The 25,100-nt window shown below is 64.3% G+C and carries 19 protein-coding genes, 5 tRNA genes and 1 pseudogene; 19 read left to right on the top strand and 6 right to left on the bottom strand.

Translation table 11 applies throughout. The features are described from left to right. Positions 1–117 precede the first annotated feature (117 nt). The 5 genes from CYU89_RS11910 to CYU89_RS11890 all read right to left on the bottom strand — a co-directional run bounded on the left by CYU89_RS11910 (position 118) and on the right by CYU89_RS11890 (position 2,511). On the bottom strand, positions 118–354 hold the full coding sequence (locus CYU89_RS11910; protein WP_142126313.1) for a hypothetical protein: 237 nt from the start codon (positions 352–354) through the stop codon (positions 118–120). A 75-nt stretch (positions 355–429) separates the two neighbouring features. Next, positions 430–810: a hypothetical protein gene (locus CYU89_RS11905; RefSeq protein WP_296281275.1), complete on the bottom strand. Its 381-nt coding sequence runs from the start codon at positions 808–810 to the stop codon at positions 430–432. 66 nt (positions 811–876) lie between these two features. Next, positions 877–1,377, bottom strand: a complete 501-nt coding sequence (locus tag CYU89_RS11900; RefSeq protein ID WP_296281273.1) for a hypothetical protein — start codon at positions 1,375–1,377, stop codon at positions 877–879. Between the two features lie 413 nt (positions 1,378–1,790). Then, positions 1,791–2,066: a hypothetical protein gene (locus CYU89_RS11895; protein WP_296281269.1), complete on the bottom strand. Its 276-nt coding sequence runs from the start codon at positions 2,064–2,066 to the stop codon at positions 1,791–1,793. A gap of 163 nt (positions 2,067–2,229) precedes the next feature. Further along, positions 2,230–2,511 (bottom strand): hypothetical protein, encoded by a 282-nt coding sequence (locus CYU89_RS11890; protein WP_296281267.1) that lies wholly within the window; start codon positions 2,509–2,511, stop codon positions 2,230–2,232. A gap of 1,184 nt (positions 2,512–3,695) precedes the next feature. Between CYU89_RS11890 and CYU89_RS11885 the strand changes: the two genes are divergently transcribed. From CYU89_RS11885 to CYU89_RS11805, 17 genes and pseudogenes are all read left to right on the top strand, one after another. After that, positions 3,696–4,700, top strand: a complete 1,005-nt coding sequence (locus CYU89_RS11885; RefSeq protein ID WP_296281265.1) for an integron integrase — start codon at positions 3,696–3,698, stop codon at positions 4,698–4,700. A gap of 1 nt (position 4,701) precedes the next feature. Then, positions 4,702–7,132: pseudogene (locus tag CYU89_RS11880) on the top strand (DNA internalization-related competence protein ComEC/Rec2); the annotation flags it as partial. Next, positions 7,098–7,763, top strand: a complete 666-nt coding sequence (locus CYU89_RS11875; protein WP_296281263.1) for a MotA/TolQ/ExbB proton channel family protein — start codon at positions 7,098–7,100, stop codon at positions 7,761–7,763. The pseudogene CYU89_RS11880 and the gene CYU89_RS11875, both read left to right, overlap by 35 nt. A 9-nt stretch (positions 7,764–7,772) precedes the next feature. After that, the gene (locus CYU89_RS11870; RefSeq protein ID WP_296281261.1) at positions 7,773–8,195 is read left to right on the top strand and encodes a biopolymer transporter ExbD; all 423 of its coding nucleotides are present in this window, start codon (positions 7,773–7,775) and stop codon (positions 8,193–8,195) included. After that, positions 8,192–9,946, top strand: coding sequence for a lipid A export permease/ATP-binding protein MsbA (msbA, locus tag CYU89_RS11865; protein ID WP_296281260.1), 1,755 nt, complete (start codon positions 8,192–8,194; stop codon positions 9,944–9,946). Before CYU89_RS11870 ends, msbA begins: the two co-directional genes overlap by 4 nt. Further along, positions 9,943–10,959, top strand: a complete 1,017-nt coding sequence (lpxK, locus tag CYU89_RS11860; protein ID WP_296281259.1) for a tetraacyldisaccharide 4'-kinase — start codon at positions 9,943–9,945, stop codon at positions 10,957–10,959. The genes msbA and lpxK overlap by 4 nt, the downstream gene beginning before the upstream one ends. 30 nt (positions 10,960–10,989) lie before the next feature. Continuing rightward, a complete protein-coding gene (gene kdsB / locus CYU89_RS11855; protein ID WP_296281257.1) occupies positions 10,990–11,751 on the top strand; it encodes a 3-deoxy-manno-octulosonate cytidylyltransferase in 762 nt (253 codons plus the stop codon). Beyond that, entirely contained in the window at positions 11,748–12,212 is a 465-nt protein-coding gene (locus CYU89_RS11850) for a low molecular weight protein-tyrosine-phosphatase (protein WP_296281255.1), read from the top strand. The genes kdsB and CYU89_RS11850 overlap by 4 nt, the downstream gene beginning before the upstream one ends. A 22-nt stretch (positions 12,213–12,234) precedes the next feature. Then, on the top strand, positions 12,235–13,659 hold the full coding sequence (locus CYU89_RS11845) for a redoxin domain-containing protein (protein ID WP_296281253.1): 1,425 nt from the start codon (positions 12,235–12,237) through the stop codon (positions 13,657–13,659). After that, a complete protein-coding gene (gene uvrC / locus CYU89_RS11840) occupies positions 13,656–15,503 on the top strand; it encodes an excinuclease ABC subunit UvrC (protein WP_296281251.1) in 1,848 nt (615 codons plus the stop codon). The genes CYU89_RS11845 and uvrC overlap by 4 nt, the downstream gene beginning before the upstream one ends. Positions 15,504–15,510: 7 nt before the next feature. Beyond that, a complete protein-coding gene (pgsA, locus tag CYU89_RS11835; RefSeq protein WP_296281249.1) occupies positions 15,511–16,158 on the top strand; it encodes a CDP-diacylglycerol--glycerol-3-phosphate 3-phosphatidyltransferase in 648 nt (215 codons plus the stop codon). Continuing rightward, positions 16,149–16,224: transfer RNA gene (locus CYU89_RS11830), tRNA-Gly, on the top strand. Before pgsA ends, CYU89_RS11830 begins: the two co-directional genes overlap by 10 nt. A 109-nt stretch (positions 16,225–16,333) precedes the next feature. After that, positions 16,334–16,407: transfer RNA gene (locus CYU89_RS11825), tRNA-Cys, on the top strand. A gap of 29 nt (positions 16,408–16,436) precedes the next feature. Continuing rightward, positions 16,437–16,512: transfer RNA gene (locus CYU89_RS11820), tRNA-Gly, on the top strand. Between the two features lie 113 nt (positions 16,513–16,625). Then, positions 16,626–16,712 (top strand) — tRNA-Leu (locus tag CYU89_RS11815). Positions 16,713–17,203: 491 nt separating this feature from the next. Then, positions 17,204–21,913, top strand: coding sequence for an RHS repeat-associated core domain-containing protein (locus CYU89_RS11810; protein ID WP_296281247.1), 4,710 nt, complete (start codon positions 17,204–17,206; stop codon positions 21,911–21,913). Then, on the top strand, positions 21,910–22,353 hold the full coding sequence (locus CYU89_RS11805) for a hypothetical protein (protein WP_296281245.1): 444 nt from the start codon (positions 21,910–21,912) through the stop codon (positions 22,351–22,353). The genes CYU89_RS11810 and CYU89_RS11805 overlap by 4 nt, the downstream gene beginning before the upstream one ends. Before the next feature lie 568 nt (positions 22,354–22,921). Here the strand turns inward: CYU89_RS11805 and CYU89_RS11800 are convergent. After that, positions 22,922–23,068 (bottom strand): hypothetical protein, encoded by a 147-nt coding sequence (locus tag CYU89_RS11800; RefSeq protein ID WP_296281243.1) that lies wholly within the window; start codon positions 23,066–23,068, stop codon positions 22,922–22,924. A 143-nt stretch (positions 23,069–23,211) separates the two neighbouring features. Between CYU89_RS11800 and CYU89_RS11795 the strand changes: the two genes are divergently transcribed. Continuing rightward, positions 23,212–24,834 carry a glutamate synthase-related protein gene (locus tag CYU89_RS11795; RefSeq protein WP_296281242.1) on the top strand — a complete coding sequence of 541 codons (1,623 nt, stop codon included), beginning with the start codon at positions 23,212–23,214 and terminating at the stop codon, positions 24,832–24,834. Between the two features lie 60 nt (positions 24,835–24,894). After that, positions 24,895–24,969, top strand: a tRNA-Val gene (locus CYU89_RS11790). The last annotated feature ends 131 nt before the right edge of the window (positions 24,970–25,100 follow it).

Raw genomic sequence — 25,100 nt, 5'->3', positions numbered from 1 at the left:
GCATTGCTGTAGCGATGGGTGGTTCTGGGGCCCGGCTTTGGCATGGGGACACTCCTGAGGGTTAGGTCAAGGTGTCCACTAAACCGTAGGAACTACCGGTTCGGCTTGAATGAATTGTTAGGCGTCATGGCCGACCGGCCCCAACACCCGCTCTGCAACACTAAGGAAGTCCGAAAGTTGAGCTGGATCCCCGCTACCGCCATCGCCCCAGACGGTCAAAGAAAGGTCTCCAAGCAAGTCCAGCGTGCTGCTCTCGCCGCGAGCATTGTATTGCTCGACAAATTGAATAAGCAGCATGTACGCCTGTTCTAGAGTGAGGGTACGCTGAAACTCCGGGTCGCTAAGCTTACGCATGCGAGGCTGCTTCTCCATGACGCCTAACACCGGAATTAAGCCGACCCGCGAAGCGGGTTCGGCTTGAATGATTTGTTAGGCCGCTGGCTTGGATGTTGCCGCCAAACGAGCTTGAAAGAATGCGAGAAGAAAAGGGGTTACAAACGCTACCGCCCACGCTACAGCAAACGCTAGAGCAAACGCTATCTGGCCCGAGATGGCTGAAACAATGGCAGGCGCCAAAACGAGGACCAGCCCTAGCGCTTTGCGGCGCGTGATGGCGTAAGCGCCTGCAGCTACGATCAACCAGATGGCACAGGTGCCAATGATGGTGAAAGTTGTGATGGACTGCTGGGCCATGCGCGCGTAGATGGGGCCGACGAACGGGAAAACGATGGCGCCAACCAGAGAGAAAGCGAGCAGAGCCCACGCGAGCAAATCAGAGAAGGCGAACCAAAGCTTTGTGAGCCGGTACATGCTGCTCCTGCGGCCTAACACCAGAATTAAGCCGACCCGCGAAGCGGGTTCGGCTTGAATGAATTGTTAGGCATTGCTGCCTAGGACGCCAGCTCGATCGCGTAGCCAGCCGGTAGGCCCCTCTTCTTGTCGAATGAATCCATCGATATCGTGCTTGTCAGCAGGGGAAACCTCTGAAAGAAGCTGGTTGAAGACTCGGATTATCGACTCATCTTTTGTGCCGTACGCGTTGGCGATTGAGCCAACGAGATCTCCGGCACGATCCGGCAGGCCCTCAATTAGTCGAGGAAGCTCGTTGATTAGGGCTGTGCAGTACGAAATTTCACCAAACCGCCACGCGGCTCGGTCGGCTATTTGGTAAGCGCCGTAGTCATTCTCTGCCTTTAACGATTCAAACACTGCGAGGACATACTCAAATCCTTCCGATCCCTTGAGTGCATCGAGCATCTCAACGTAGCGATTGAAACGAGCTTGTCTTTCGCTCCATCCAATCGAGTCATCTCCGTCCTGCACGATGTTGCCTACGTGCAGAAGCTCCGCTCTCCATTCTTCAAAGCTCGCGGTCATAGTTGATGCAATGCCTAACACCGGAGTTAAGCCGACCCGCGAAGCGGGTTCGGCTTGAATGAATTGTTAGGCCGCTGGCCCGGAAATGCCAAGCCCAGCGACCACCAATGCAACGGCCTGCTCAACACTGCTCGCGGTGAGCTGACCAGACGACCCTGAGCTTTCCAGCAAGAACGGACAGTTACCGGTACTAGACTCAATTTGCACCTCAATGTCAGTAGTCGGATGGCGGAAGAGCCACAAGCCATCGTCGTCAGCCCCAGGATGTAAGACGGCCAGTTGCGCTGCCGACATGTCCGGATGTGCAAGATGCAGCTGAGCAATGATTACGTCGATATCCCGCACATTTATCCCCTGCGGCCTAACACCAGAATTAAGCCGACCCGCGAAGCGGGTTCGGCTTGAATGAATTGTTAGGCCTCTCCGCCGGGAAGGCCCGCCACCACAAGCTTAAGCCTTGAGACCGCCTCTGTGGAGCCGAAGCGGCCGGCCGCGCGATAGCTCTCTTTTGCCGCGTCCGCGTCCGAGCAGGCCTTGGCAAGAATGGTCACCGCCACTGTCTGATGGAGCGCGACGCGCGCAGCGTACTTGGCTAGCAAGATCTGACCTGCCTGATCCGACTCGTGGCCATCTAAGGCGAACGACCAATAGAAGTTGTCGTACTCAGCGCAGAAGTCAGCAAACGACATGTGTCCTGCAGCGCACTCACGCACAAGATGATCAGAGCGATCCAATGCCGCAAGGAGATCAATCTCTGTCGGGTACGAGTTCATATCTTGAGAGGCCTAACACCGGAATTAAGCCGACCCGCGAAGCGGGTTCGGCTTGAATGAATTGTTAGGCCGCAGCCGACTATGCAGCATGTGCGGCCAGTACTGCCAGCAGCATAGAAACGGCAAAGACTGCCGCCAGCAGCAGCCACTCTCGGAGGTTGAAGTCAGAGATTGGAAAGCTGGCTGGGTTGATGAGTGACCTAAAGATTGGCTTGCCAACGCGGCGGTAATGAAGTGCAAACACGCCATTGCCCGCAAGAATTACGAAGGCAAAGAAAAGCACGACCAACGCTGTTTGCGATGCGGGCATGGAGCGCACACCATCCAGAATCATTTGCCAGGGTTGTGAACTTGTATCCATGCGGCCTAACACCGGAATTAAGCCGACCCGCGAAGCGGGTTCGGCTTGAATGAATTGTTAGGCCGCATCCCGTGGGAGCTTGCCCAGCCAGTCGTCAACTTGAGCAAGGATAGGCCCAACCTCCGACTGAAAGCCATCCTCGTCTTGCCAAGCCGCAATCTCCAAGTTCGAGGCCAGACGCTCCATCTCCGTGACTAGGGAATACGGCATACGCTCTAAGGCTCGACCGTTATCGCGAATGGCTTGGGCGAGTGAATTGAGATCTCCGTCCTTTGATCGAGCGGCAGAAAGCGCAGACTCCATTCTGAGAATTAGCGAATCATTCGACATGCGGCCTAACACCGGAATTAAGCCGACCCGCGAAGCGGGTTCGGCTTGAATGACTTGTTATGCGCGCCAAGGTAAACCCGAAGCCCGCGACCCGCAACGGGGTGGGCCGAGTGGGGAGCACGGACAAAGCATCCGCCAGCACGGAGCAGGTCGAGGCCAGCCGAGGCCGAAGCCGACAGCGCCGCGAATCCGTAAGCCATGAAGTCCTCCTGTGCCGAGCGGCGCGAACGGGGTGTATCCGAAGCCGAGTGAAGCGATGTGCGGAAACGCCAGTGGTCCGGATGAGTCAACGCGCGACCAACGCCGAAGCCCAGGATGTAGCCGAACTCAGTGCGTCCCCGAAGCCGACAACATCAATACGCCAACCCACGCATAACACCAGAATTAAGCCGACCCGCGAAGCGGGTTCGGCTTGAATGATTTGTTAGGCCAATGCTCGCAGTCTTGAAACCGCAAAGCGATCAGCCACGTAAGCACCCCAGAGCAAGCCGACGAAAAGAGCAAGCAAGGCTAGCGACAGGTGCAGCGGAAGCACAAAGGCGTCTGGAGAAAGACTGTCTCCGGGCTGGGCTCCCTCGAACAGGATGAAGTACAGGCTCGCAATTGGAGGGAGTGACAGAACAACTGCCGCCATTGCCATGATGATCGTGGCCAACCGAGTCAAGTAAAGAAAGAGTCTCTTCATTGGCCTAACACCTAGTAGACCCCATTCCGGGGTAATAGCGCCGAGTATTCAGGCTCCTCCACACAGCGTCAATCAGGCTTTCCTTACGTCCGTTCAACGGCTTGGCTGATGGTGTCGATTCGAACTGCCTGCGACGCTGGCAGCGTTATCCGCATGGAATGCGATCGCAATGGAATATCAGCCTGAGGACGGGGCGGTATCGGATGGGGCGTCGGCGGCCCGGCGGGGTTTGTTGGAGGAGGTGGAGCGCCGGCTTCGGGTGGGTCACTACAGCATACGCACGGAGCGGGCGTACGTCGGGTGGATACGCCGGTTCATTGCTGCCAATGGCAAGCGTCACCCGCGGGAGCTGGGGGTGGTGCAGGTCGAGGCGTTCCTGACGCAGCTGGCGGTCGAGGGCAATGTGGCTGCGAGTACGCAGAACCAGGCGCTGTCGGCGGTCCTGTTCCTCTATCGCGAGGTGTTGGGGCTGAAGCTGGCGTGGATGGAGGATGTGGTGCGCGCCAAGCGACCGCAGCGGGTGCCGACCGTACTGTCGCTAACCGAGGTGCGTGCCTTGCTCGCGCACATGGATGGCCGCATGGCGGTGCTGGCGCGGCTTTTGTACGGCAGCGGCATGCGACTGATGGAAGGGGTTCGCTTGCGGGTGAAGGACGTGGACTTCGCCCGCAACGAGATCACCGTGCGCGAGGGCAAGGGCGGCAAGGACAGGCGGACGGTGTTGCCGGCGTCGCTGGTGCCGGCATTGCAGGCGGAGGTGGAGCGGGTCCAGGCACTGCATGCGCAGGATCTCGCGCGCGGCGCCGGCGAGGTGTGGCTGCCGCATGCGTTGTCGCGCAAGTATCCGAACGCGGCGCGCGAGCTCGGCTGGCAATACGCGTTTCCCGCGCGCGCCATCAGCCTGGATCCGCGCGATGGCCGTTGGCGACGGCACCACATCGACGAGGCCATGCTGTCGCGTGCGCTGAAGCGTGCGCGGGTGGCGGCGGCCATCGTCAAGCCGGTGAGCGCGCATACGCTGCGCCATTCGTTCGCCACCCACCTGATCGAAAGCGGCTACGACATCCGCACCGTGCAGGAGCTGCTGGGGCACAAGGATGTCGCCACCACGCAGATCTACACGCACGTGCTCAACCGCGGCGCGGGCGCGGTGCTCAGTCCGCTGGATCGCTGAGATGGGGCGGACGGACGCACCCGTTCCGGCGCCGGCCGGGTTGGCATGCGTGGCGGCGCTCCTGCTCGGCATGGTGGGCATGCTGTGGCAGCCGACCCTGCCGGCGGTGGCCATGCTCTGGCTGGGACTCGCCGCAGGCGCCGCAGGCTGGTGCGCCGCATGGCGCTGGCGCTGGCGCTGGGCGGGCGCGCTGCTCGCGGGTGCGGCATGGGCGGGCCTGCATGCCACGTGGAGCCTGGGTGTGCAGCTCCCGGTGGCGTGGGAGGGCAGGGAGGTGGAGGTCTCCGGGCGGGTCATGGGCCTGCCCGAGCCCGGCGCGCGACGAACCCGCTTCCTGTTGCGGGTCGACGCCGATGCGCATCAACCGGCCCCGTTGCGGGGTCGCCTGTTGCGGCTTTCGTGGTACGACGACTTCGGGGCCACCGCACCCGGTGCGCGCATGCAGATGGGGGCTGGCGAACGCTGGCATCTGCGGATCCGCGTGCGTGCGCCGCGTGGGCTGGCGAACCCGGGCGGGGTGGACACCGAGCGTTACGCCGCGGCGCAGCGCATCAGCGCGATGGGCTACGTGCGCGACCCCGGTACGGCGCGTCGGCTGTCGCCGGGGCGCGGCATCGATGCCTGGCGCAGCCGCATGTCCGCGCGCATCGCTGCCGCCGTGCCGGACCGCATGGCGCGTTTCGTGCAGGCACTGGCACTGGGCGACACGCAGGGGCTGGATGACCACGACTGGCAGGTGCTGCGGGCTGCCGGGCTGACGCATCTCATCGCGATCTCGGGCTTCCATGTCGGCATGGTGGCCGGCGCCTGCGCGCTGGTGGCCGCAGGAGCGTGGTGGGTGTTTCCCGCGCTGGCCCGTCGCGTTCCGCGCCCACAGGCCGCGGGTGCGGCGGCATTGGCCGGTGCGCTGGCGTATGCCGCCGTGGCCGGATTCGCCCTGCCGACGGTGCGCACGGTATTGATGATCGGCGTAGTGGTGCTGGCGCGCGTGGCAAGACGCCACGTGCGGGTCGTCGACTTGCTGGCGCTGGCGATGTGGGCAGTGCTGCTGTGCGATCCGCTGTCGCTGCTCGCGGCGGGCTTCTGGCTGAGTTTCGGCGGCGTTGCGTGGCTGGCCTGGTGCCTGCCGGCATCGATGCACTGGGCGAAAGCCTTCCTGCCGGCACAGGGCGTCGCGACGATCGGCCTGTTGCCGTTCACCGTCGTGCTGTTCGGCCAGGCCTCGCTCGCGGGTCCGCTGGCGAACCTCCTGGCGATTCCCTGGTGGAGTCTGGTCGTCGTGCCGCTGGCCCTGCTCGGGACGGCACTGGAGGTGCTGCACGCGGGTGCCGGTGGATGGGCCTGGAGGTTGGCGGCGACCTGCTTCGAACCGAGCTGGGGATGGTTCGAGCGGGTGGCCGCGCATCCCCGCGCGTTGTGGTGGTTGCCGGAAAGCCCCGCGTGGACGCTGTGGCTGGCGTTGATCGGCGGATTCTGGTTGTTACTGCCCCGCGGTGTGCCGGGAAAATGGCTGGCGGTGCTGTTGTGGCTGCCGTTGCTGTGGCCGGATAGCGAACGGCCCGGCGCGGGCGAGGTGGAGCTGGTCGTGATCGACGTGGGACAGGGACTCTCCGCGCTGGTACGCACGGCGAACCATGCGCTGCTGTTCGATGCCGGTCCGGCGGTGGAGGAGGGATTCGATGCCGGCGAACGTGCGGTGGTGCCGGCCCTGCGAGCGCTGGGGGTGCCGCGCCTGCATGCGCTGGTGGTCAGCCATGCGGACAACGACCATGCCGGAGGGGTCGACGCCGTGCGCGACAGCCTGCCGGTAAACGTCGTGCTGGCGCCTCCTGGCAGCGGCGTGGACGCCAGCGCGGCCTGTCTCGCCGGCGCGTCGTGGACGTGGGACGGCGTGCATTTCCGCTTCCTGCACCCGGGTCTGCATTTCCCTTATCTGGGCAATGAATCGAGTTGCGTGCTGAAGGTGGAGACCGCGCACGGGAGCGCGCTGCTGCCGGGCGATATCGGCGCCATCGTCGAGCGGAGCCTGGTCCATCGCGATGCCGCCGGATTGCGCGCCGACGTCGTCGTGCTGCCGCACCATGGCAGCGCGGGGTCGTCGGATCCGGCCTTCATCGCCGCCACCTCGCCGCGGCTTGCACTGAATGCCAGTGGGGCCGGCAATCGGTTCGGCCACCCGCGGGCCGGGGTGGTGGCGCGCTGGCGCACCCAGGGGGCGGAGGTCGTCGATACCCAGACGGGCGGAGCCCTGCGCGTGTGGCTGGGCAAGGGCGGGCTGCAGCTGCGTGAACGGCGTCACGCGCGACCACGCTGGTGGGACGCCGTACGGCGGCGGCAGGCCGGTGGGCTATCCTATCGGCTGGAAGAAGGACGGCCGGATGCGCCGGAGGACTGAACGTGCTGGAACTGGTGAAGGCCGGCGGTTGGCCGATGATCCCGCTGCTGCTGCTCGGCGTGCTGGCCCTGGCCATAGTGGTGGAGCGCTTCTGGTCGTTGCGCCGCAAGGAGATCCTGCCGCCCGGACTGGGCGAGGAAGTCCGTGCCTGGGCCGCGCGGGGCCAGCTCGAGGCCGCGCACGTGGAATCGCTTCGGCGCAACTCCCCGCTGGGTGAACTGCTGGCGGCGGCGCTGGACGTGCGCAGCAAGCCGCGCGACCAGATCCGCGAGCGGATCGAGGACACCGGCCGCCACGTGGTCCACCGGATGGAGAAGTTCCTCAACGCGCTCGGCAGCATTGCGTCCGCAGGCCCGCTGCTCGGCCTGCTGGGAACGGTGGTCGGCATGATCCAGATGTTCCTCGGCATCCAGGACAGCGGCGTCGGCGATGTCAATGCGCTGGCGGGCGGTATCGGCAAGGCGCTCGTGTGCGCGGCGGCCGGCATGATCGTCGCCATCCCTGCGCTGCTGTTCCATCGCTATTTCCGGGGCAAGGTCACCGGCTACGTGATCGAGATGGAGAAGGAGGCCACCGCCCTGGTCGATGCGCTGGAGGCGCGCCACCCGCGCGCGGTCGTCCGGTCGGGCGGCGCGGTCGCGCCGGCCACAGCACCGACGAGCGCCTGAGGCCCGCGCATGCGCATCCGCGACGACCGCTCGCAGGAAGAGCCCGAGATCAACCTGGTGCCGTTGATCGACGTGATCCTGGTGCTGATCATCTTCTTCGTCATCACCACCACCTTCGATGCCCGCTCGATGCTGCAACTGCAGTTGCCTAGCGCGGCGGGCGAACCGGTCGCCGCACAGGTGAAGGCCCTCAGCGTGCTGGTCAACGCCGACGGACGCTATTTCGTCGACGAGCACGAGGTCATCCGTCCCGACATCGACGCGCTCAAGCAGACCCTGCAGCAGGTGGCCGGCAGCGACCGCAGCCGCCCCGTGCTGTTGCGTGCCGACGCACGCACGCCGCACCAGGCGGTGGTGACCGCACTGGACGCGCTCGGCCAGCTGGGCTTCCGCCGGATCAACATCGCCAGTGCGCCGGAGGCGCAGAAGTGAGCGGAACCGATTCGCCCTGGCAGGTCTACAAGCGGCTGCTCGGCTTCGCCACTCCCTATCGGGGCCTACTGCTGCTGGCGGCGATCGGCATGCTGCTGGAAGCCGGTGCCGGCGGCGCGTTCGCCAAGCTGATGGAGAGCGTGGTCGACGAGACCTTCATCAAGCGCGACGAGGCGAAAAGCCTGCTGTTGCCGGCCTACATCGTGGGTCTGTTCGTGATCCGCGGGCTGGCGGGCTACATCACCGACATGGGCATGGGCAAGGCGGCGCGTAGCATCGCCCGCGATTTCCGGGTCGATGTCCTGGGCAAGTACCTGCGCCTGCCGGGCCTGCGCTTCGACACCGAACCGGTGCCCTCGATGCTGGTCCGCCTGGGATCGGACAGCGACCAGGTGGCCCAGGCCGCCGTAGATGCGATGAAGGTGATGGTGCAGCAGTCGTTGCAGGTCATCGCCATGCTAGCGGTGATGCTGTACACCAGTTGGCAGGTGACGATCGCCATCCTGCTGATGGCGCCGCCGCTGGCCTGGATGATGGATACGGTGGCCAAGCGGTATCGCCGCATCAGCCACCGCATCCAGGAAAGCGGTGCGCAGATGATGCAGGCCGCCGACCAGACGCTGTCCAACCAGCAGGAAGTGAAGATCTACGGCGCCCAGCAGAACGAACTGGCGCGCTATGCCGGGCTGGCGGACACCAACCTGCGGCTGGCCATGAAGGTGGAGGCGACCCGCAGCATCTCGTCGGCCATGGTGCAGCTGATGGGTGCGGTGGGACTGGCGCTGCTGCTGTTCTTCGCCGGGCGCGAGGCGATGGCGGGACGCCTGACGGCGGGCGGCTTCGTTTCGCTGATGGTGTCGATGATGGCCATCATCCCGGCGCTGAAGCAGCTGACCAACGTGCAGAACATGCTGCAGCGGGGCGTGGCCTCCGCACAGCGCCTGTTCGCCGTGCTCGATGCCGAGGACGAACAGGACCATGGCCGGCGTCCGCTGGACCGTGCCAGCGGCGTGGTCGAGTTCCGCGACATCACCACCCGCTATCCGGGCCAGAGCCGGCCTGCGCTGGAGGGCATCAGCTTCACTGCGCGCCCTGGCACGGTGACCGCCATCGTGGGACGCTCCGGCAGCGGGAAGTCGACCCTCATCAAGCTGATCCCGCGGTTCTACGAGGCCGAGTCCGGCCAGATCCTGCTCGATGGCCATCCCCTGCAGGACTACCGGCTGGCCGACCTGCGCCGTCAGATCGCGCTCGTCGGCCAGCAGGTGATGCTGTTCGATGGCACGGTGGCCGCGAACGTCGCCTATGGCGAACTGCAGGGCGCGGATGCCGCGGCGATGGAGGATGCTGTGCGCGGCGCCAACGCGATGGAGTTCGTGCACGAGCTGCCCGAAGGCATGCAGGCGCCGATCGGCAACAAGGGCGGACGCCTGTCGGGCGGGCAGCGCCAGCGCCTGGCGATCGCACGCGCGATGCTGAAGGACGCGCCGATCCTCATCCTCGACGAAGCGACCGCAGCGCTCGACAACGAGTCCGAGCGCCTGGTGCAGAACGCGCTGCAGAAGCTGATGCCGGACCGCACCACGCTCGTCATCGCGCACCGCCTGTCGACCATCGAGCATGCAGACCAGGTGTTGGTGCTGGACCAGGGGCGTCTGGTGGAGCAGGGCACCCATGCCGAACTGCTCGCGCATGGCGGCCTGTACGCTCACCTCTACCAGATGCAGTTCCGCGAGGGCGAGGCGGGGTGAGCAGGCGCGCGATGCCGCAACCTCCCGCGTACTGGTTCGGCGACGGCACGGTGCCGCTGTGGGCGCGTGCACTGGCGGCCGTCTACGGCGCGCTGGTCGCGGCGCGGGCACGCCTGTACGGGCTGGGCGTGTTGCGCCGGCACCGCGTCGGCGTTCCGGTCATCGTGGTGGGCAACATCACGGCCGGCGGCACTGGCAAGACACCCCTGACCATCGCGCTGGTCGAGCGGCTGCGCGCGGCCGGGTTCAGGCCGGGTGTGGCCAGCCGCGGCTACGGCCGCGACGACGACGGCCAGGCCCGGTGGGTCGACGCCGCCACGCCGCCGGCCGACGGCGGCGACGAACCCGTCCTCATCGCCCGACATACCGGTACCCGCGTGCGCGTGGATCGTGATCGCGTCGCCGCCGCCAGGGCACTGGTGGCCGCGGGCTGCGACCTGGTCATCTGCGACGACGGTCTGCAGCACTATCGCCTGCAGCGTGACGTGGAGATCGAAGTGATCGACGGCGCGCGCCGCTACGGCAACGGCCGCCTGATGCCTGCCGGTCCGTTGCGCGAGCCGGTCGAGCGCGCGGCGGCGTGCGCGTTCCGCGTCGTCAACCTTCCCGATGCACAGTCGGGTGCCGCTTTCGGCGAATGGCCCATGCATTTGCAGGCGGACGATGCGCTGCCCTTGCGCGGTGGCCGGCCGAAGCCGTTGTCTGCCTTCGTCGGCCAGCGCGTGCATGCGGTGGCCGGCATCGGCAATCCAGGCCGTTTCTTCGCCATGCTGCGCGCGAAAGGCCTGGGCGTGGTGCCGCATGCGTTCGCGGACCACCATGCGTACCAGGCCGAGGATTTCTCGTTCGGCAGCGAACTGCCGGTGCTGATGACCGAAAAGGACGCCGTGAAGTGCGCGACGTTCGCCAACGCATGGTTCTACAGCGTGCCGGTCGTTGCGAAACTGCCGGAGGCGTTCTGGATAGCCCTGCTGGAACGACTCGCGCCCGCTGCCAATGCGGCCGCAGAATAGAAGTCCTCTCCCGACCCGCTCCGGATTCCGATGACCGATTTCATCGTCGCCATTCCCGCTCGCTATGCGGCCTCACGGCTGCCGGGAAAACCCTTGCGACTGCTAGGCGGCACGCCGCTGGTCGTGCATGTCGCCCGTCGTGCGCTGGCCGCCGGCGCGCGCGAGGTGTGGGTAGCCACCGATGACGCCCGCATACGCGAGGCGTTGCAGGGCACCGAGGTTCTGGTCGCGATGACGTCCGAGCGCCACGCGTCGGGCAGCGACCGGCTCGCCGAGTGCGCCGACATCGCCGGCTGGGCCGATGATGCGCTGGTGGTTAACCTGCAGGGCGACGAACCGTTCGCGCCACCGGCCGGCATCCGTGCCGTGGCCGATGCGCTGGCTACGAGCGGCGCGGACATGGCGACGCTGGCCGTGCCCGTCGACGATGCGGCGACGCTGTTCGACCCGAATGCGGTCAAGCTGGTGCGCGCAGCCAATGGCGATGCTTTGTATTTCAGCCGCGCGCCCATTCCGTGGGACCGCGACGCGTTCGCCCGGTCGCGCGACGTGCTGCCGCCGGGCGCATGGCTGCGGCACATCGGCATCTACGCCTACCGCGCGGGATTCCTGCGTCGCTTCTCGGCAATGCCGCCGGGCCGGCTCGAGCAGGTCGAGTCGCTGGAACAGTTGCGGGTGCTGGAGGCGGGGCACCGCATCGCCGTCGCGCTGACGCCGGAACCCTTTCCACCCGGCGTCGACACACCCGAAGATCTCGCGCGTGCCGAGGCCATCCTGCAGGCGCAGGCGTGAACCTGCTGGTCGTGTGCCTGGGCAACATCTGCCGGTCACCGATGGCCGAAGGAGCGTTGCGCGCGCGTCTTGAGGCCTCCGCGCTGGCCGGGCGCGTGCGGGTCGATTCCGCGGGCACCGGCGGCTGGCATGCCGGCGAGCCCCCCGATCGGCGCGCGATCGCCTGCGCACGCGGACACGGCGTCGACATCGGCGGACAGCGGGCACGCCAGGTGACGGCGGACGACTTCGACACCTTCGACTGGATCCTGTGCGCCGACCGGGCCAATCTCCGCGATGTCCTGCGCATGGCCCCGGCCGCGGCCCGGGGACGCGTCGTGCTGCTGCTGGAGTGGGCCGGCCTGGAAGCCGCAGGCGAGGTGCCCGATCCCTACACGGGCGGGCCGGAAGACTTCCAGCAGGTCTGGCGACTGGTCGATTCGGCGGCACAGGCGGTCGTGGCCCGACTCGCCGCCAACTGAGACTGGGGCATAATCGAAGCGGATGAACGACACCACCCTGGCTCCCGAACTGCCGCGAGGCCTGCAATGGCTGAACGCGCCCGCGACCTCGCTGCACGAGCAGCGCGGCCGCATCGTGGCCCTCGCGTTCGTCAACAGTGCCTCCGCCTGGTGCGCGCAACGGCTCAACGACCTGGCGGTCCTGCAGGCGCGTTACCTGGGGCGGCTGCAGGCCTTGGCGATCAACGTACCCCGTTTCGATAGCGAGCGGGACCCGCAGAGCGCGGTGAAGCGCCTGCGCCGCCACGGTGTTTCGCTGCCGGTGGCGCACGACGCGGATTGGGTCGCCTGGCAGCGCTATGGCGTCGACGCCTGGCCAACGGTGCTGCTGATCGATGGCGAAGGCCACGTGCGCCACCGTGCGATGGGGGCAGAAGGGCTGGCGGACCTGGAGCGGCAGATCGCACGCCTGTGCGATGGCCTGCATGTGCCGCCGGACGATGACCTGCGGGTGTTCCGGGACGCCCACCCCGAGCCCCGGATGCCGTTGTGCTTTCCGACCGGAGTGGTGGCCACGCCGGACCGGCTGTTCGTCGCCGACAGCGGCCACCACCGGGTGCTGGAGTGCAACCATCATGGTCGGGTCATCCGCCAGTTCGGCATGGGTACGCCGGACTTCGCCGATGGCGAGTTGAACCACGCCGCATTCCGTCGCCCGCAGGGCCTGGCGCTGGTGCGCGAGTCGCTTTACGTCGCGGATACCGGCAACCACGCGCTCCGCCGCATCAACCTGCCGACCAGCACGGTGGACACGCTGTGCGGCAACGGCCGCGCGGGCGATCCGACCGAGGGCGTGGTCGGCGCCGCGCGGGACGTGGCGCTCAACCAGCCGCAGGCGCTGGTGGTGAACAACAACCAGATCTTCCTGGCCATGGCCGGCGACAACCGGATTTGGAGCTACGACCTGGGAACGCGCGAGATCCGCGCGCGCGCCGGGTCGGGCCAACTGGATGTCCGCGATGGCAGCGGTCCGATGGCGGCGTTCGCGCAGCCCGTGGGACTGGCCGCGGTCCTGCAGACCCTGTACGTCTGCGATGCCCTGGGTTCGGCCGTGCGCTCCCTGCAGCTGCGTGGCGATACCGTGCAGACGCTGGTCGGCCAGGGCGCCTGGAGCTTCGGCGACGAGGACGGTCCGCGCGACCGCGCCCGCCTGCAGCACCCGCAGGCGGTGGCGCTGAGCCCCGATGCGCCGGTCATGTGGATCGCCGACAGCGGCAACGGCACGCTGCGTACGCTGCGATTGGGCGGCGGCGAACTGACCACGGTCTCGCTGCCACGACGCCTGCAGGGACCGGCCGGCCTGTCGGTGGCGGCAGGTGCCGTGTGGATCGCGGAAACCGATGCCCACGCGGTGCTCCGTTACGATATCGCCACCGGCGAACTGAGCCACGTCCCGATCGACGAATGAGCGGCAGTCCCCAGGCGGAATTCGACGGCAAGGCATTCGCCGCCGGCTTGAGCACGGCACCCGGCGTGTACCGCATGTACGCGGCCGACGATACGCTGCTCTACGTCGGCAAGGCCGGCGCGCTGCGCAAGCGCGTGGCCAGCTATTTCAGCAACTCGCCCAAGTCGCCGCGGACCCTGTCCATGCTGACCCAGGTCGCGCGCATGGACGTGACGGTCACGCGCACCGAAGCGGAGGCGCTGCTGCTGGAGAACCAGCTGATCAAGTCGCTGACGCCGCGCTACAACGTGCTGCTGCGCGACGACAAGAGCTATCCGTACGTGCTGCTCACGCGCGAGGCGTGGCCGCGCATCGCATTCCATCGTGGCGCGCGCGCAGTGCCCGGGCGCTACTTCGGTCCGTATCCCAGCGCCGGCGCGGTTCGCGAAACCCTGAACCTGATGCAGAAGCTGTTCCGCATCCGCAATTGCGAGGACAGCGTCTTCCGCAACCGGTCGCGGCCTTGCCTGCAGTACCAGATCGGCCGCTGCAGCGCGCCGTGCGTCGGACTGGTGGAGGAGGCGGACTACGCGGAAGCGGCGCGGCGCGCGACGTTGTTCCTCGACGGCCGCAGCGACGAACTGACGCGCGAACTGGGCAGCGCGATGGAGCAGGCCAGCGCGAACCTGGAGTTCGAGCAGGCGGCGCGGCTGCGCGATCTGGTGGCTTCGATCCGCACGCTGCAGGCGCGCCAGTACGTGGACGGACACGCCGCCGACCTCGACGTGCTGGCCTGTGCGATGCAGGGCAGCCAGGCGTGCGTGCTGTTGCTGGCCTTCCGCGATGGTCGCAACCTCGGCACGCGCACGTTCTTCCCGAAGACCAACGGCGAGGACTCCGCCGCCGAAGTGCTGGGTGCCTTCGTGTCGCAGTACTACGCCGAGCAGCCGGCACCGCAGGAGATCGTGCTGGACCGCGAGATCCCCGAGGCGGAGCTGATCGAACATGCACTGGCGGCCGCGGCCGGTCGCAAGGTGCAGCTGAAGTGGAGCGTCCGCAGCGAACGCGCGGGCTACCTGGACCTGGCGCGGCGCAATGCGGAGATCGCGCTGGTGACCGAACTCGGCAGCCGGAACGCGCAGACCGCACGCAGCGAGGCGCTGAAGGAACTGCTGGGACTGCCCGAGGTCGCCAAGCGCATCGAGTGCTTCGACATCAGCCACACCATGGGCGAAGCGACGGTCGCGTCCTGCGTCGTGTTCGACGCCGCCGGCGCGGTACGTTCGCAGTATCGTCGCTACAACATCACCGGGATCACGCCCGGCGACGATTTCGCCGCCATGCACCAGGCCATCGAGCGGCGCTTCCGGCGCGCGGTGGAAGAAGGCGGCGTGTTGCCGGACGTGCTGCTGATCGACGGTGGCGCGGGACAACTCGCGCAGGCGCAGTCCGCGCTCGCGGACCTGGGCGTGGATGGCGTCACGCTTGTCGGTGTGGCCAAGGGAGTCGAACGGCGTGCGGGGCACGAGGCGCTGGTCCTGCCCGATGGCCGCGAATTGCGGCCGGGTGCCGCGTCGCCGGCCCTGCAGCTGATCCAGCAAGTGCGCGACGAGGCGCACCGGTTCGCCATCACCGGGCATCGTGGCAAGCGGCAGAAGGCGCGCATGACCAGCAAGCTGGAGGACATTCCCGGCATCGGTCCGCGCCGGCGCGCGAGCCTGCTCAAGCACTTCGGCGGGCTGGCAGGGCTGAAGGCCGCCGGTGCCGACGAGATCGCCCGCGTCGACGGGGTGAACGCCGCACTGGCCGAGCGAATCTACGCTAACCTGCACGGGCTGCCGTCCCCCGAGGCAGGAAACGAGTAAGCCTGCGATGAAGTTGACTGTTCCCACCTGGCTCACGTTGCTGCGGATCGTGCTGATCCCCGTGCTCGTGCTGGTGTTCTACCTGCCGTACTCGTGGACCAACTTCGCGGCGGCCTTCATCTTCGTGCTCGCGGCGGTCACCGACTGGCTGGATGGCTGGATCGCCCGGCGTTACCACCTGTATTCCGCCTTCGGCGCCTTCCTGGACCCGGTGGCCGACAAGCTGATGGTGGCGGTGTCGCTGTTCCTGATCGTGCAGGACACCCCGACCATGTGGATGGCCATCTGGGCCGCGGTCATCGTGGGTCGGGAGATCGCGGTGTCCGCGTTGCGCGAATGGATGGCGGAACTGGGCCAGCGCGCCACGGTGAAGGTCGCCGCGCTGGGCAAGATCAAGACCATCGTGCAGATGGTGGCATTGTCCTGCCTGCTGTACGCCTCGACGCCGGGCAAGCAGGTGCTGGCCGAGATCTGGATGGGGCGCTGGGTGTTCCTGCTGGGCGACTGGCTGCTGGCCATCGCTGCGTTGCTGACGCTGTGGTCGGGCATCCAGTACCTGATCGCGGCATGGCCGATCCTTCGCGACGGCGACAGGAAGCCTGTTGACATGCCGGAACAAGACGCTACAATTTCGTCTCTCTCGACGCGGGAATAGCTCAGTTGGTAGAGCACGACCTTGCCAAGGTCGGGGTCGAGGGTTCGAGTCCCTTTTCCCGCTCCAGTTTTTCGTCCTGAGAGGGACGGTCCACAAAACCCCGTTCGCGGGGTTTTGTGTTGTAGGGCGCCTTGAAAACGTGCCTTGATTGCGCCAGTCTGGCGCGGTCGCCATCGGCCTGGTGGCAGAGTGGTCATGCAGCGGACTGCAAATCCGCGTACGCCGGTTCAATTCCGACCCAGGCCTCCAAACCAGAAGGACCGCGATGGTCTTTCGATGCGGGAATAGCTCAGTTGGTAGAGCACGACCTTGCCAAGGTCGGGGTCGAGGGTTCGAGTCCCTTTTCCCGCTCCATACATGCTCCTCGTCGAGCACGCACGAAGCCCCGCCCGCGGGGCTTCGTCGTTCCTGGCATTCGCATGCACGCCGCTTTCCAAGGCGGCCTCAGTGAGGCAGGCTATCCCCGGGCCCGGATGGCGAAACTGGTAGACGCATCGGACTTAAAATCCGCCGGCCGCAAGGCCATGCCGGTTCGATTCCGGCTCCGGGCACCACAATGCGCTCCCTCGATGTCCAGAGTTCGTCTTGGACAAGGGGATTTATCACTGCTCAGCGCTTCTATGCGCATTCTCCAAGACGATGGCTTTTGCTGAATCAAAGGCGCGCCAGAAGGTCAAGCCTTAGCTAATTCGCTCGCTCGGCCGCGTCGTGCGCGTACTCTGAGCAGGGTGACGGAGATTCACGGAGAGTGCTGGTGGAGCGCTGGGAAATGGCTTACTCGATACTGCGGTAGTTGCAAGCCACTTGTCATCGGTGAATGCGAACTTAGCGCTATGCGGCAAGGTGGCAGGGTAGAAGTCCGCTGCGTCGTAAGTCCCGATCCGCTTGCGCCGGCTGACGCGCGATTGCGAGAACTCACGTAAACATACTTACATGGGCCACCGTATTCCAGATCGGCGCTTCAGCGTGTAGCGTTGAATCCGTTGTGCGTGGTTGGGTGTCGCGCGCTTTGACATACAAAGCCATTGGGCTTGGGGGAAGGATCTTGAAAGGACTCTTTCATGTCGCGGTAATCGCGATGTTGGGTGTAGTGGGCGCAGCTCGCGCGCAAGCGATTACGGTGGAGGATCCGACAGGAGGGGTGACGCCAGAGGCGGTCTACTGCCCGAATACTGGCGGCTGCTACTCAAGCTGGAAAGCAGCCGAGGATGCCCTTAGAGCGGCTACTCCAGATGTTGGAGCATTTCTATTCCTGGACTTTTTTTCCGAGAATAGTGCTGGCTACCAAGCGATCTACAACGTAAGAAATCAGCCGCCCAGTACTATCTTCCCTCCAACCTATCAGCTCTGGAATGGCTACGATGTAACTCAGTATTGCCCAGGCTCGGCGATCGAATATAGGTGTTCCGACAAGAATGAGATGGTGGAAAACTACATCGTCTCGGCAGTCAAGCCTGGTGTCGTGACTGGTTCAGGTTGGACGCAGCAGGTGAATAGCAATCCGCGACTCGAGGGCGATCACGATGAGCCATTCCACTTCGCCAACGGATCTTATTCGTACGGGCTAATGCGTGAAGACATGTATGGAGGATCGACGCCGCAAGTACTGAAGTGGGATAACTTTCAGTTTTCTAGCGGGCAGTCGTATGTTAGATCAATTCCAATCATGCGTTTTACAAAGTATACATGCCCGGCTGGCATGGAATCCTTCGATACTTTGGATAAGAGTATTTATCCACTGCTGTGCAGACGCATAAATATAAATCGATCTATTACCGTCAAGAAGCCCAAGCAATACGCTTCGTGTCCTGCGAATGCGAATCCATGCCACCCATCAACTGGCGACAAGTCTAGAAGCGAGCAGGACTTTGTATTCGCAGGGCGTCCCTTCGTTCGCAACTATCATTCGCTTCGTGAATTCATCCCCAGGACAGGGCGCCTTGGAAATGGGTGGAGTCACAATTTCTCAAGCGCCTTTGTGCGTACGAGAAGCCTCTGGGCGCCAGATGGTACGCTCGCTCCGATTGTGTATGTGAGTAGCAACAAGTATGTGGTTCCGTCTCTAGGTGACGCCGCCTTCGATAAGCAGTCGGATGGAACGTGGAAGTTGACGTACGCAAGTGGTGACACGGCCTTCTATAGTTCTACCGGATTGCTAACCGCCATGCGAGACGTTAGCCATCCATCGAGGGATGTCTCGCTCGAATATGACAGTTCGTCTCGACTGGCGAAGATCGTTGACTCCTCTGGTCGCGAGGCAGTTCTGACGTACTCGCCCAGCGGGCTCCTCGCTAAGATTTTGTTGCCCGATCAGGTCGTGCAGTATCAATACGATGAGAGCAGAAACTTGATCTCAGTAAGATCATCGAGCGGTAGTGAAAGGCTGTATCACTACGGTGAAGTTGGTCTGGCGACAAATGGGGATATGGGCCTGTTGACTGGAATTAGCGACGAGAGTGGTGCTCGGTATGCTAGCTTTGGTTACGACATGCACGGGCGCGCTGTGCTTAGTACGTTACATGCTGGAAGCGGGCAGAACGTAGATACCACACGGATTAGTTACACAGCATCCAATACGGCTCAGGTACTTACCAATGGCGGCGCAACGCGCACGTACGTTTACAACAGCGATGCAAACAGGAAGCCTCTGACGATCTCAGATCCATCGGGCTCCACCTCGTTTACCTATGATAGTTACGGCCGCACACTCACTCGGACTGGCCCGAACGGTATCCAAGATCGCTACACATATACCAACGGCAAGTTGACCTCTGTTGCTTCTGCTTTCGGTACCACCGACAAGCGCACCGCGGAGACCGTTTGGCACCCAACTCTGGCGCTTCCCGCCCAGCAGCGCAAGTTGAACGCGGCAGGCCAAGTCGTTTCGCAGACCGACCTCACCTACAGCGCCACCGGCCAGTTGCTGACCACCATCGCCACCGATCCGGGGACGACCGCGACCCGCACCACCACACGCGCTTACTGCGAGCAGTCGGATGTGGATGTGGGTGCATGCCCCCGAGTTGGACTGCTTAAGTCCGTCGATGGGCCACGCACTGACGTGTCCGACGCCACGGCGTATACCTACTACGGCACTATCGGTGCGGCCTGCAGCAGCACGCTGTCAGGCTGCGGCTATCGTCCGGGCGATCTATGGAAGGTCACTAACGCGCTGGGCCGCGTCACGGAGGTCCTGGCTTACGACGCGACTGGGCGTCCGCTGGCGGTCAAGGACTCCAATGGCGTGATCACCGAAACGCTGTACTACCCGCGCGGCTGGGTGGCGACGGTGACGGTCAGCGGGGTGACGTCGGTTGACGACCGTATTACCTCGTATGAGTACTGGCCGACCGGGCTCGTCAAGAAGATCACCGACCCGGATGGGGTGTATACGAGCTACGAGTACGACAACGCCCAGCGACTGACCGCTATCGCCGACGGCGCCGGCAACCGAATTGAATACACCCTGGACGGCGCAGGCAACCGAATCGGCGAGGCGACCAAGGGCGCTGGCGGCACGCTCAAGCGCACGCTTTCACGCGTCTACAACACGCTGGGCCAGTTGGTCACGCAGGCCGATGCGCAAGCCAACCCGACCGAGTTCACCTACGACGCCAGCGGCAACGGCAAGACCGTCACCGATGCGCTGGGGCACGTCACCAGCAACGACTACGACCCGCTGAACCGGCTCAAGCGCACCCTGCAGGACGTGGGCGGGATCGAGGCGGAGACGAAGTTCGCATACGACGCCAACGACAATCTGATCAAGGTCACCGACCCCAAGGGGTTGGATACTACCTACACCTATAACGGGTTCGGCGACCAAGTGCAGCTGAGCAGCCCGGACACTGGCATCACCAGCTTCACCTACGACAGCGCCGGCAACCGCGCCAGCCAGACCGATGCCCGAGGTATCACCACCACTTACCAGTACGACGCACTGAACCGGTTGACCCAGGTGGGCTATCCCACCACCAGCCTCAACGTGTCCTACACGTACGATGTCACGCAGCCGGTCTGCCAGGCGGGAGAGACGTTCTCGGTCGGGAGGCTGACGCTGATGGTCGATGGCAGCGGCTCGACCCAGTACTGCCATGACCGTTTCGGCCAGCTGGTGCGCAAGGTGCAGACCGCCAATGGCGTGGCGCTGACACTGCAGTACGCCTACACCAAGGGTGGCCAGCTGCAGGCCATGACTTATCCCGATGGCACGTTGGCGGACTATGTCCGGAATATGCAGGGCCAGGTCGTCGGGGTGGGTGTCACCCGGCCAGGACAGGCGAGAGAGGTGCTGCTGCATCAGGCTACTTACCACCCGTTCGGCCCGATTGCTGGTTGGGTGTACGGCAATGGCCGCACCATGCAGCGCAATGTGGACCTGGACTACCGTCCCACCTCGATCCAAGGCGGAACCGGCGGTCTGGACCTGACCTACAGTTACGACGCGGTCGGCAACCTGACCAGTCTGGCCAGCGGCAGTCCACCGCCGATGGAGTATGACTACGACGCACTGGGCCGGCTGACCGAAACCCGCGATGCCCCCACGCAGGCGATCATCGACCAGTACACATACGACAAGACGGGCAACCGCACCAGCTACACCGACTCACTCGGTACGAAGGCCTACGCGTATCCGTCCACCAGTCATCGCCTGAATTCGGTGGCGGGCGAGAACCGCACCTACGATGCGGCGGGTAATACGCTCTCGATCGGCACTAACCGTGTATTCGACTACAACGATGCCGGGCGAATGAGCCAGGTCCGCAATGGCGGCGTTCTCGCCATGGAGTATGCGTACAACGGGCGCGGCGAGCAGGTTCGCAAGCACCTGGGCGCGTCTGAGACTCAGGCACTTTACGACGAGGCAGGCCGCTGGCTCGGCGACTACGGCAGTTCGGGTGTGGTGGTGCAACAGAAGATCTGGATGGATGACATGCCTGTCGGCATGTTGGACGGTGGGCAGCTTCTGTACATCCAGGCAGATCACCTTGGAACGCCAAGAGTGGTCATCGATCCGGCACGCAACGTGGCGGTATGGACTTGGAACTCAAAAGGCGAAGTGTTCGGCGGCACTTCTCCGGAGCAAGACGCAGATGGTGAGGGATATCCGTTGACGGTCAGCATGCGCTTTCTCGGGCAGCGCCATGATGCCGCGACGGGTCTGAGCTATAACTACTTCCGTGACTACGAAGCAGACACGGGCAGGTACATCGAGAGCGATCCGATTGGGCTCGAGGGAGGCTTAAGTACGTATGCTTACGCGAATTCAAGTCCATCCCAATTTGTTGATCCATTGGGCTTAAACACGCTGGTATGGGGTGCGAGAGGTGTTCTTAGCTGGATGGCTACGGATGTTGCCATCCCAGAGCCGACGGACGCAGCTCTTCCCAAGTGGGTTGGATACGGCATCTTGGCGGCAGGAGCTGGCGCCATTTTGTGGATGAACAATGATAATCCTACCGACGGCACCACTCCCGCAGTTGGTAGCATGGGGGAAGTCTGCAAGCCTGCCATCGAGGATGCTAAGCCGAACGACTTCTGCGAACAAATGGCTCTCGCAGAGGCAAAAGCCGGTGCAGGAGTTCCGATTATGGACGGTATGGCGGATGCGCCTCGATTGGTTGCACACTATGGACCTGGGCCATGGATAAAGATGCAACACACACATATGTGTTCGGGGGGGCGGAAGCTGGTAATCCACTACTTTTCAAATGCTCGTGGTCAGAACGTCGAGCTAAAATTCAAAAGCCCATGAAGAGCACTCTTACATTTGAATCGAAAGAGGACGAGGGTGCAATCGAGTTGCGAGTTCGCATCTCTGTCGGCGATTTTTCTGGATCGGGTTGCGCTTGGTTCTCTCGCTCCCAGCTGGAAAAATTCATCGCCGCGCTAGCTCAGTACCCCCTATCGGAGGGTGACCTGCCTCGGCTCTCGGGCGGCTACTGGGACGCGAAAGAGGAGAAGGTTGCTCAAGAGCATGTTGGTATCATCATTGAGCCGTGTTCTAAACTCGGGGCTCTGCGCCTAAGTGTATTCGTGGCCGAACCTAGTACCGAAAATCCGGAAGATCCTACGAGGTTCTCTTGTTCTGCGAGGCTATCGGTGAACTATTCGCATCTGGACGATGTGTCGAAGGGATTTAGCGAGCTGATATCCGGCGATCGCGACCTGTATGCGTTTCACTTAGCCGAATAGGTAGATTGTTAGCACGCCCGGCAGGAACGCACTGGCGCCGCCCCATAACCATTCGGCGCCCTTGGACATTGCGACGATAGCGGTCACATCTTTTGTTGCTTCTGGTGTGCTCTTTACGATTCGACTTCATCTCGCTGCCCGGGATTGGCGGTCAAAATTGGATGTGGATAGAGCGGCGGGCGAAAAAATTGGAGGAAAGAAATCGCCTCAATCCTCCTAAGAACAGGGTGGAACGGGGGGCGCCGTAGAGAACAGGACGGAGAGAGGCGCCACATTTCCGAGTCGGTACACGTGAGTGCCTGAGCGTGCGATGGGGGGCGGGGTGACTGTCGCCAGCAGGGGCCCGGCCCCGATGATCAGAGCGACTCACCCCGCGATCTTGGGAGTGGCCAAGCGCCCAGGCTCCCAGATCCCGTTCCATTAGTAAGGTGTGCCGCGGGGAGGACTCACCGAAAGTGTGTCAGATCATGAGTCAAAACCCATTCAAGATCAGTCACATACCTATTGAATCAATAGGTTAGGGCGTTTTTTCGGTTGAGGCTCCGGGCACCACGCACGCGTTATCGCCTCAGCGCTGCCGCTTCTTCTCTTCTTCGCGCACCTTGCGCCGGACGAACAGCGCCACGAAGACGCTGATTCCCACCATGACGATGCTGCCCCCGATGGCCAGCCAGCCGACGGGTTCCATCAGGATTTCGCGCAGGATCGGATGCATGTCGTGCTCTCCCGGTTGTGGTGATGTCAACCTCGCACTGCGCATGGGGACGGGCATTGATCCGGATCAACTGTGCGGGACGCCTGCGGCATGCCGTCGCAGGGCATGGCATAGAATCGACGCTGGCCCTCGGGAGACTGCCGATGCAGCGTTACCTCGCCTATGCCGCCAGCCTCGTGCTGGCCTTCGTTTCGCTGGCACTCGCGCTGGCCTGGCCGGTCGCGTGGTGGGGTGTCGCCGTCTTCGGTGCCTTGGCGCTGCTCGGTACCTGGGACGTGCTGCAGACGCGCAGCACGCTGCGCCGCAACTATCCGGTGCTGGCGCATTTCCGCTACGGACTGGAATCGGTCGGTCCCGAGATCCGCCAGTATTTCATCGATGGCGATACCGCCGAGGTGCCGTTCTCGCGGCAGCAGCGCGCGCTCGTCTACCAGCGTGCCAAGGGTGTCAGCGACGTGGTCCCGTTCGGCAGCCAGCAGGATGTCTATGGCGTGGATTACGAATGGATCAACCATTCGATGGCACCCGCGAGCGTGGACTCGCACGACTTCCGCGTCGTCATCGGCGCGGGTACGGCGCAGCCGTATTCGGCGAGCGTGTTCAACATCTCGGCGATGAGCTTCGGCTCGCTGTCCGCCAACGCGGTGCGTGCACTGAACGAAGGCGCGCGACGCGGCAATTTCTACCATGACACCGGCGAAGGCTCGATCTCTGCGTATCACCGCGAGAAGGGCGGGGACCTGGTATGGGAAATCGGCTCCGGGTACTTCGGTTGCCGTGACGACCAGGGGCGATTCGACGAACGACGCTTCACCGAGAACGCGCGGTCGCCGCAGGTGAAGATGATCGAGGTGAAGCTGTCGCAGGGCGCCAAGCCCGGCCACGGCGGTGTGCTGCCGGCCGCCAAGGTCAGCGCGGAGATTGCCGCCACGCGCGGGGTGCCGATGGGGCACGACTGCGTCTCGCCGGCGAAGCACTCCGCGTTCTCCACGCCGGAGGAGCTGCTGCAGTTCATCGCTCGCCTGCGCGAGCTGTCGGGTGGCAAGCCCGCCGGCTTCAAGCTGGCGATCGGGCACCCCTGGGAGTGGTTTGGCATCGCCAAGGCGATGCACGAGACCGGGCTGCTGCCGGACTTCATCGTGGTGGACGGGGCGGAAGGCGGTACGGGCGCCGCGCCCGCTGAATTTATCGACCATGTCGGCGTGCCGATGCACGAGGCGTTGCTGCTGGTCCACAACACGCTGGTCGGCCTGAACCTGCGCGACCGCATCCGGATCGGTGCGGCAGGCAGGATCATCAGTGGCTTCGACATCGCCCGGACCATGGCTATGGGGGCGGACTGGTGCAACGCCGGGCGAGGGTTCATGTTCGCGCTGGGCTGCATCCAGGCGCAGAGCTGCCACAACGACCGTTGCCCGACCGGTGTCGCCACCCAGGACCCGAAGCGCTGGAAGCACCTGGATGTGTCCGACAAGTCCGTGCGCGTGCAGCAGTTCCACGACAACACGCTGAAGGCCCTGCGCGACATGCTGTGCGCGGCCGGCCTGGAGCATCCGCAGCAGCTGGGGCCCGAGCACATCCTGCGGCGGGTGTCGCCCATCGAAGTGCGTTCACTGGCAGCGCTGTACAAGTTCCTGGCGCCGGGCGAGCTGCTGGCGGGGGTCCCCACGCACGCGGTGTTCCGCGACTTCTGGCTGGACGCGCGCAGCGACTGTTTCGCGCCTCCACGGCGGGTCAGTGCACTGTGCGACACCAAGGACCGCTGACCGGCGGGTGCGTTGACCGCCCCCCCGGTCGACGGCTATCATTCGCGCCCCGATGATTTCGGGCGGTTAGCTCAGCGGTAGAGCACTGCTTTCACACGGCAGGGGTCACAAGTTCGAAACTTGTACCGCCCACCAGTTCCAGCGAAAAGCCCGGCCTCGGCCGGGCTTTTTCGTTCCCGAACGGAGCTGCGCGGGAGTGGATGGGCGGCCGCGTCGGCCACCGCTTACCGGGTAGGGCGAGCAGGCGCATAAGTGCTTGTTTCCCC

The organism is Pseudoxanthomonas sp. (assembly GCF_002863005.1).
Lineage (GTDB): Bacteria > Pseudomonadota > Gammaproteobacteria > Xanthomonadales > Xanthomonadaceae > Pseudoxanthomonas_A.
This window is presented reverse-complemented; position numbering and strand designations above follow the sequence as displayed.

What these genes read in the sequence shown, in the direction of transcription:
- CYU89_RS11805 (WP_296281245.1), top strand. Translation starts at nt 21,910, where the DNA reads ATGAAGAGCACTCTTACATTTGAATCGAAAGAGGACGAGGGTGCAATC.
- pgsA (WP_296281249.1), top strand. Translation starts at nt 15,511, where the DNA reads ATGAAGTTGACTGTTCCCACCTGGCTCACGTTGCTGCGGATCGTGCTG.
- CYU89_RS11890 (WP_296281267.1), bottom strand. Translation starts at nt 2,511, where the DNA reads ATGGATACAAGTTCACAACCCTGGCAAATGATTCTGGATGGTGTGCGC.
- CYU89_RS11910 (WP_142126313.1), bottom strand. Translation starts at nt 354, where the DNA reads ATGCGTAAGCTTAGCGACCCGGAGTTTCAGCGTACCCTCACTCTAGAA.
- CYU89_RS11900 (WP_296281273.1), bottom strand. Translation starts at nt 1,377, where the DNA reads ATGACCGCGAGCTTTGAAGAATGGAGAGCGGAGCTTCTGCACGTAGGC.
- uvrC (WP_296281251.1), top strand. Translation starts at nt 13,656, where the DNA reads ATGAGCGGCAGTCCCCAGGCGGAATTCGACGGCAAGGCATTCGCCGCC.
- CYU89_RS11885 (WP_296281265.1), top strand. Translation starts at nt 3,696, where the DNA reads ATGGAATATCAGCCTGAGGACGGGGCGGTATCGGATGGGGCGTCGGCG.
- CYU89_RS11870 (WP_296281261.1), top strand. Translation starts at nt 7,773, where the DNA reads ATGCGCATCCGCGACGACCGCTCGCAGGAAGAGCCCGAGATCAACCTG.
- CYU89_RS11905 (WP_296281275.1), bottom strand. Translation starts at nt 810, where the DNA reads ATGTACCGGCTCACAAAGCTTTGGTTCGCCTTCTCTGATTTGCTCGCG.
- CYU89_RS11800 (WP_296281243.1), bottom strand. Translation starts at nt 23,068, where the DNA reads ATGCATCCGATCCTGCGCGAAATCCTGATGGAACCCGTCGGCTGGCTG.
- kdsB (WP_296281257.1), top strand. Translation starts at nt 10,990, where the DNA reads ATGACCGATTTCATCGTCGCCATTCCCGCTCGCTATGCGGCCTCACGG.
- CYU89_RS11895 (WP_296281269.1), bottom strand. Translation starts at nt 2,066, where the DNA reads ATGTCGTTTGCTGACTTCTGCGCTGAGTACGACAACTTCTATTGGTCG.
- CYU89_RS11795 (WP_296281242.1), top strand. Translation starts at nt 23,212, where the DNA reads ATGCAGCGTTACCTCGCCTATGCCGCCAGCCTCGTGCTGGCCTTCGTT.
- CYU89_RS11845 (WP_296281253.1), top strand. Translation starts at nt 12,235, where the DNA reads ATGAACGACACCACCCTGGCTCCCGAACTGCCGCGAGGCCTGCAATGG.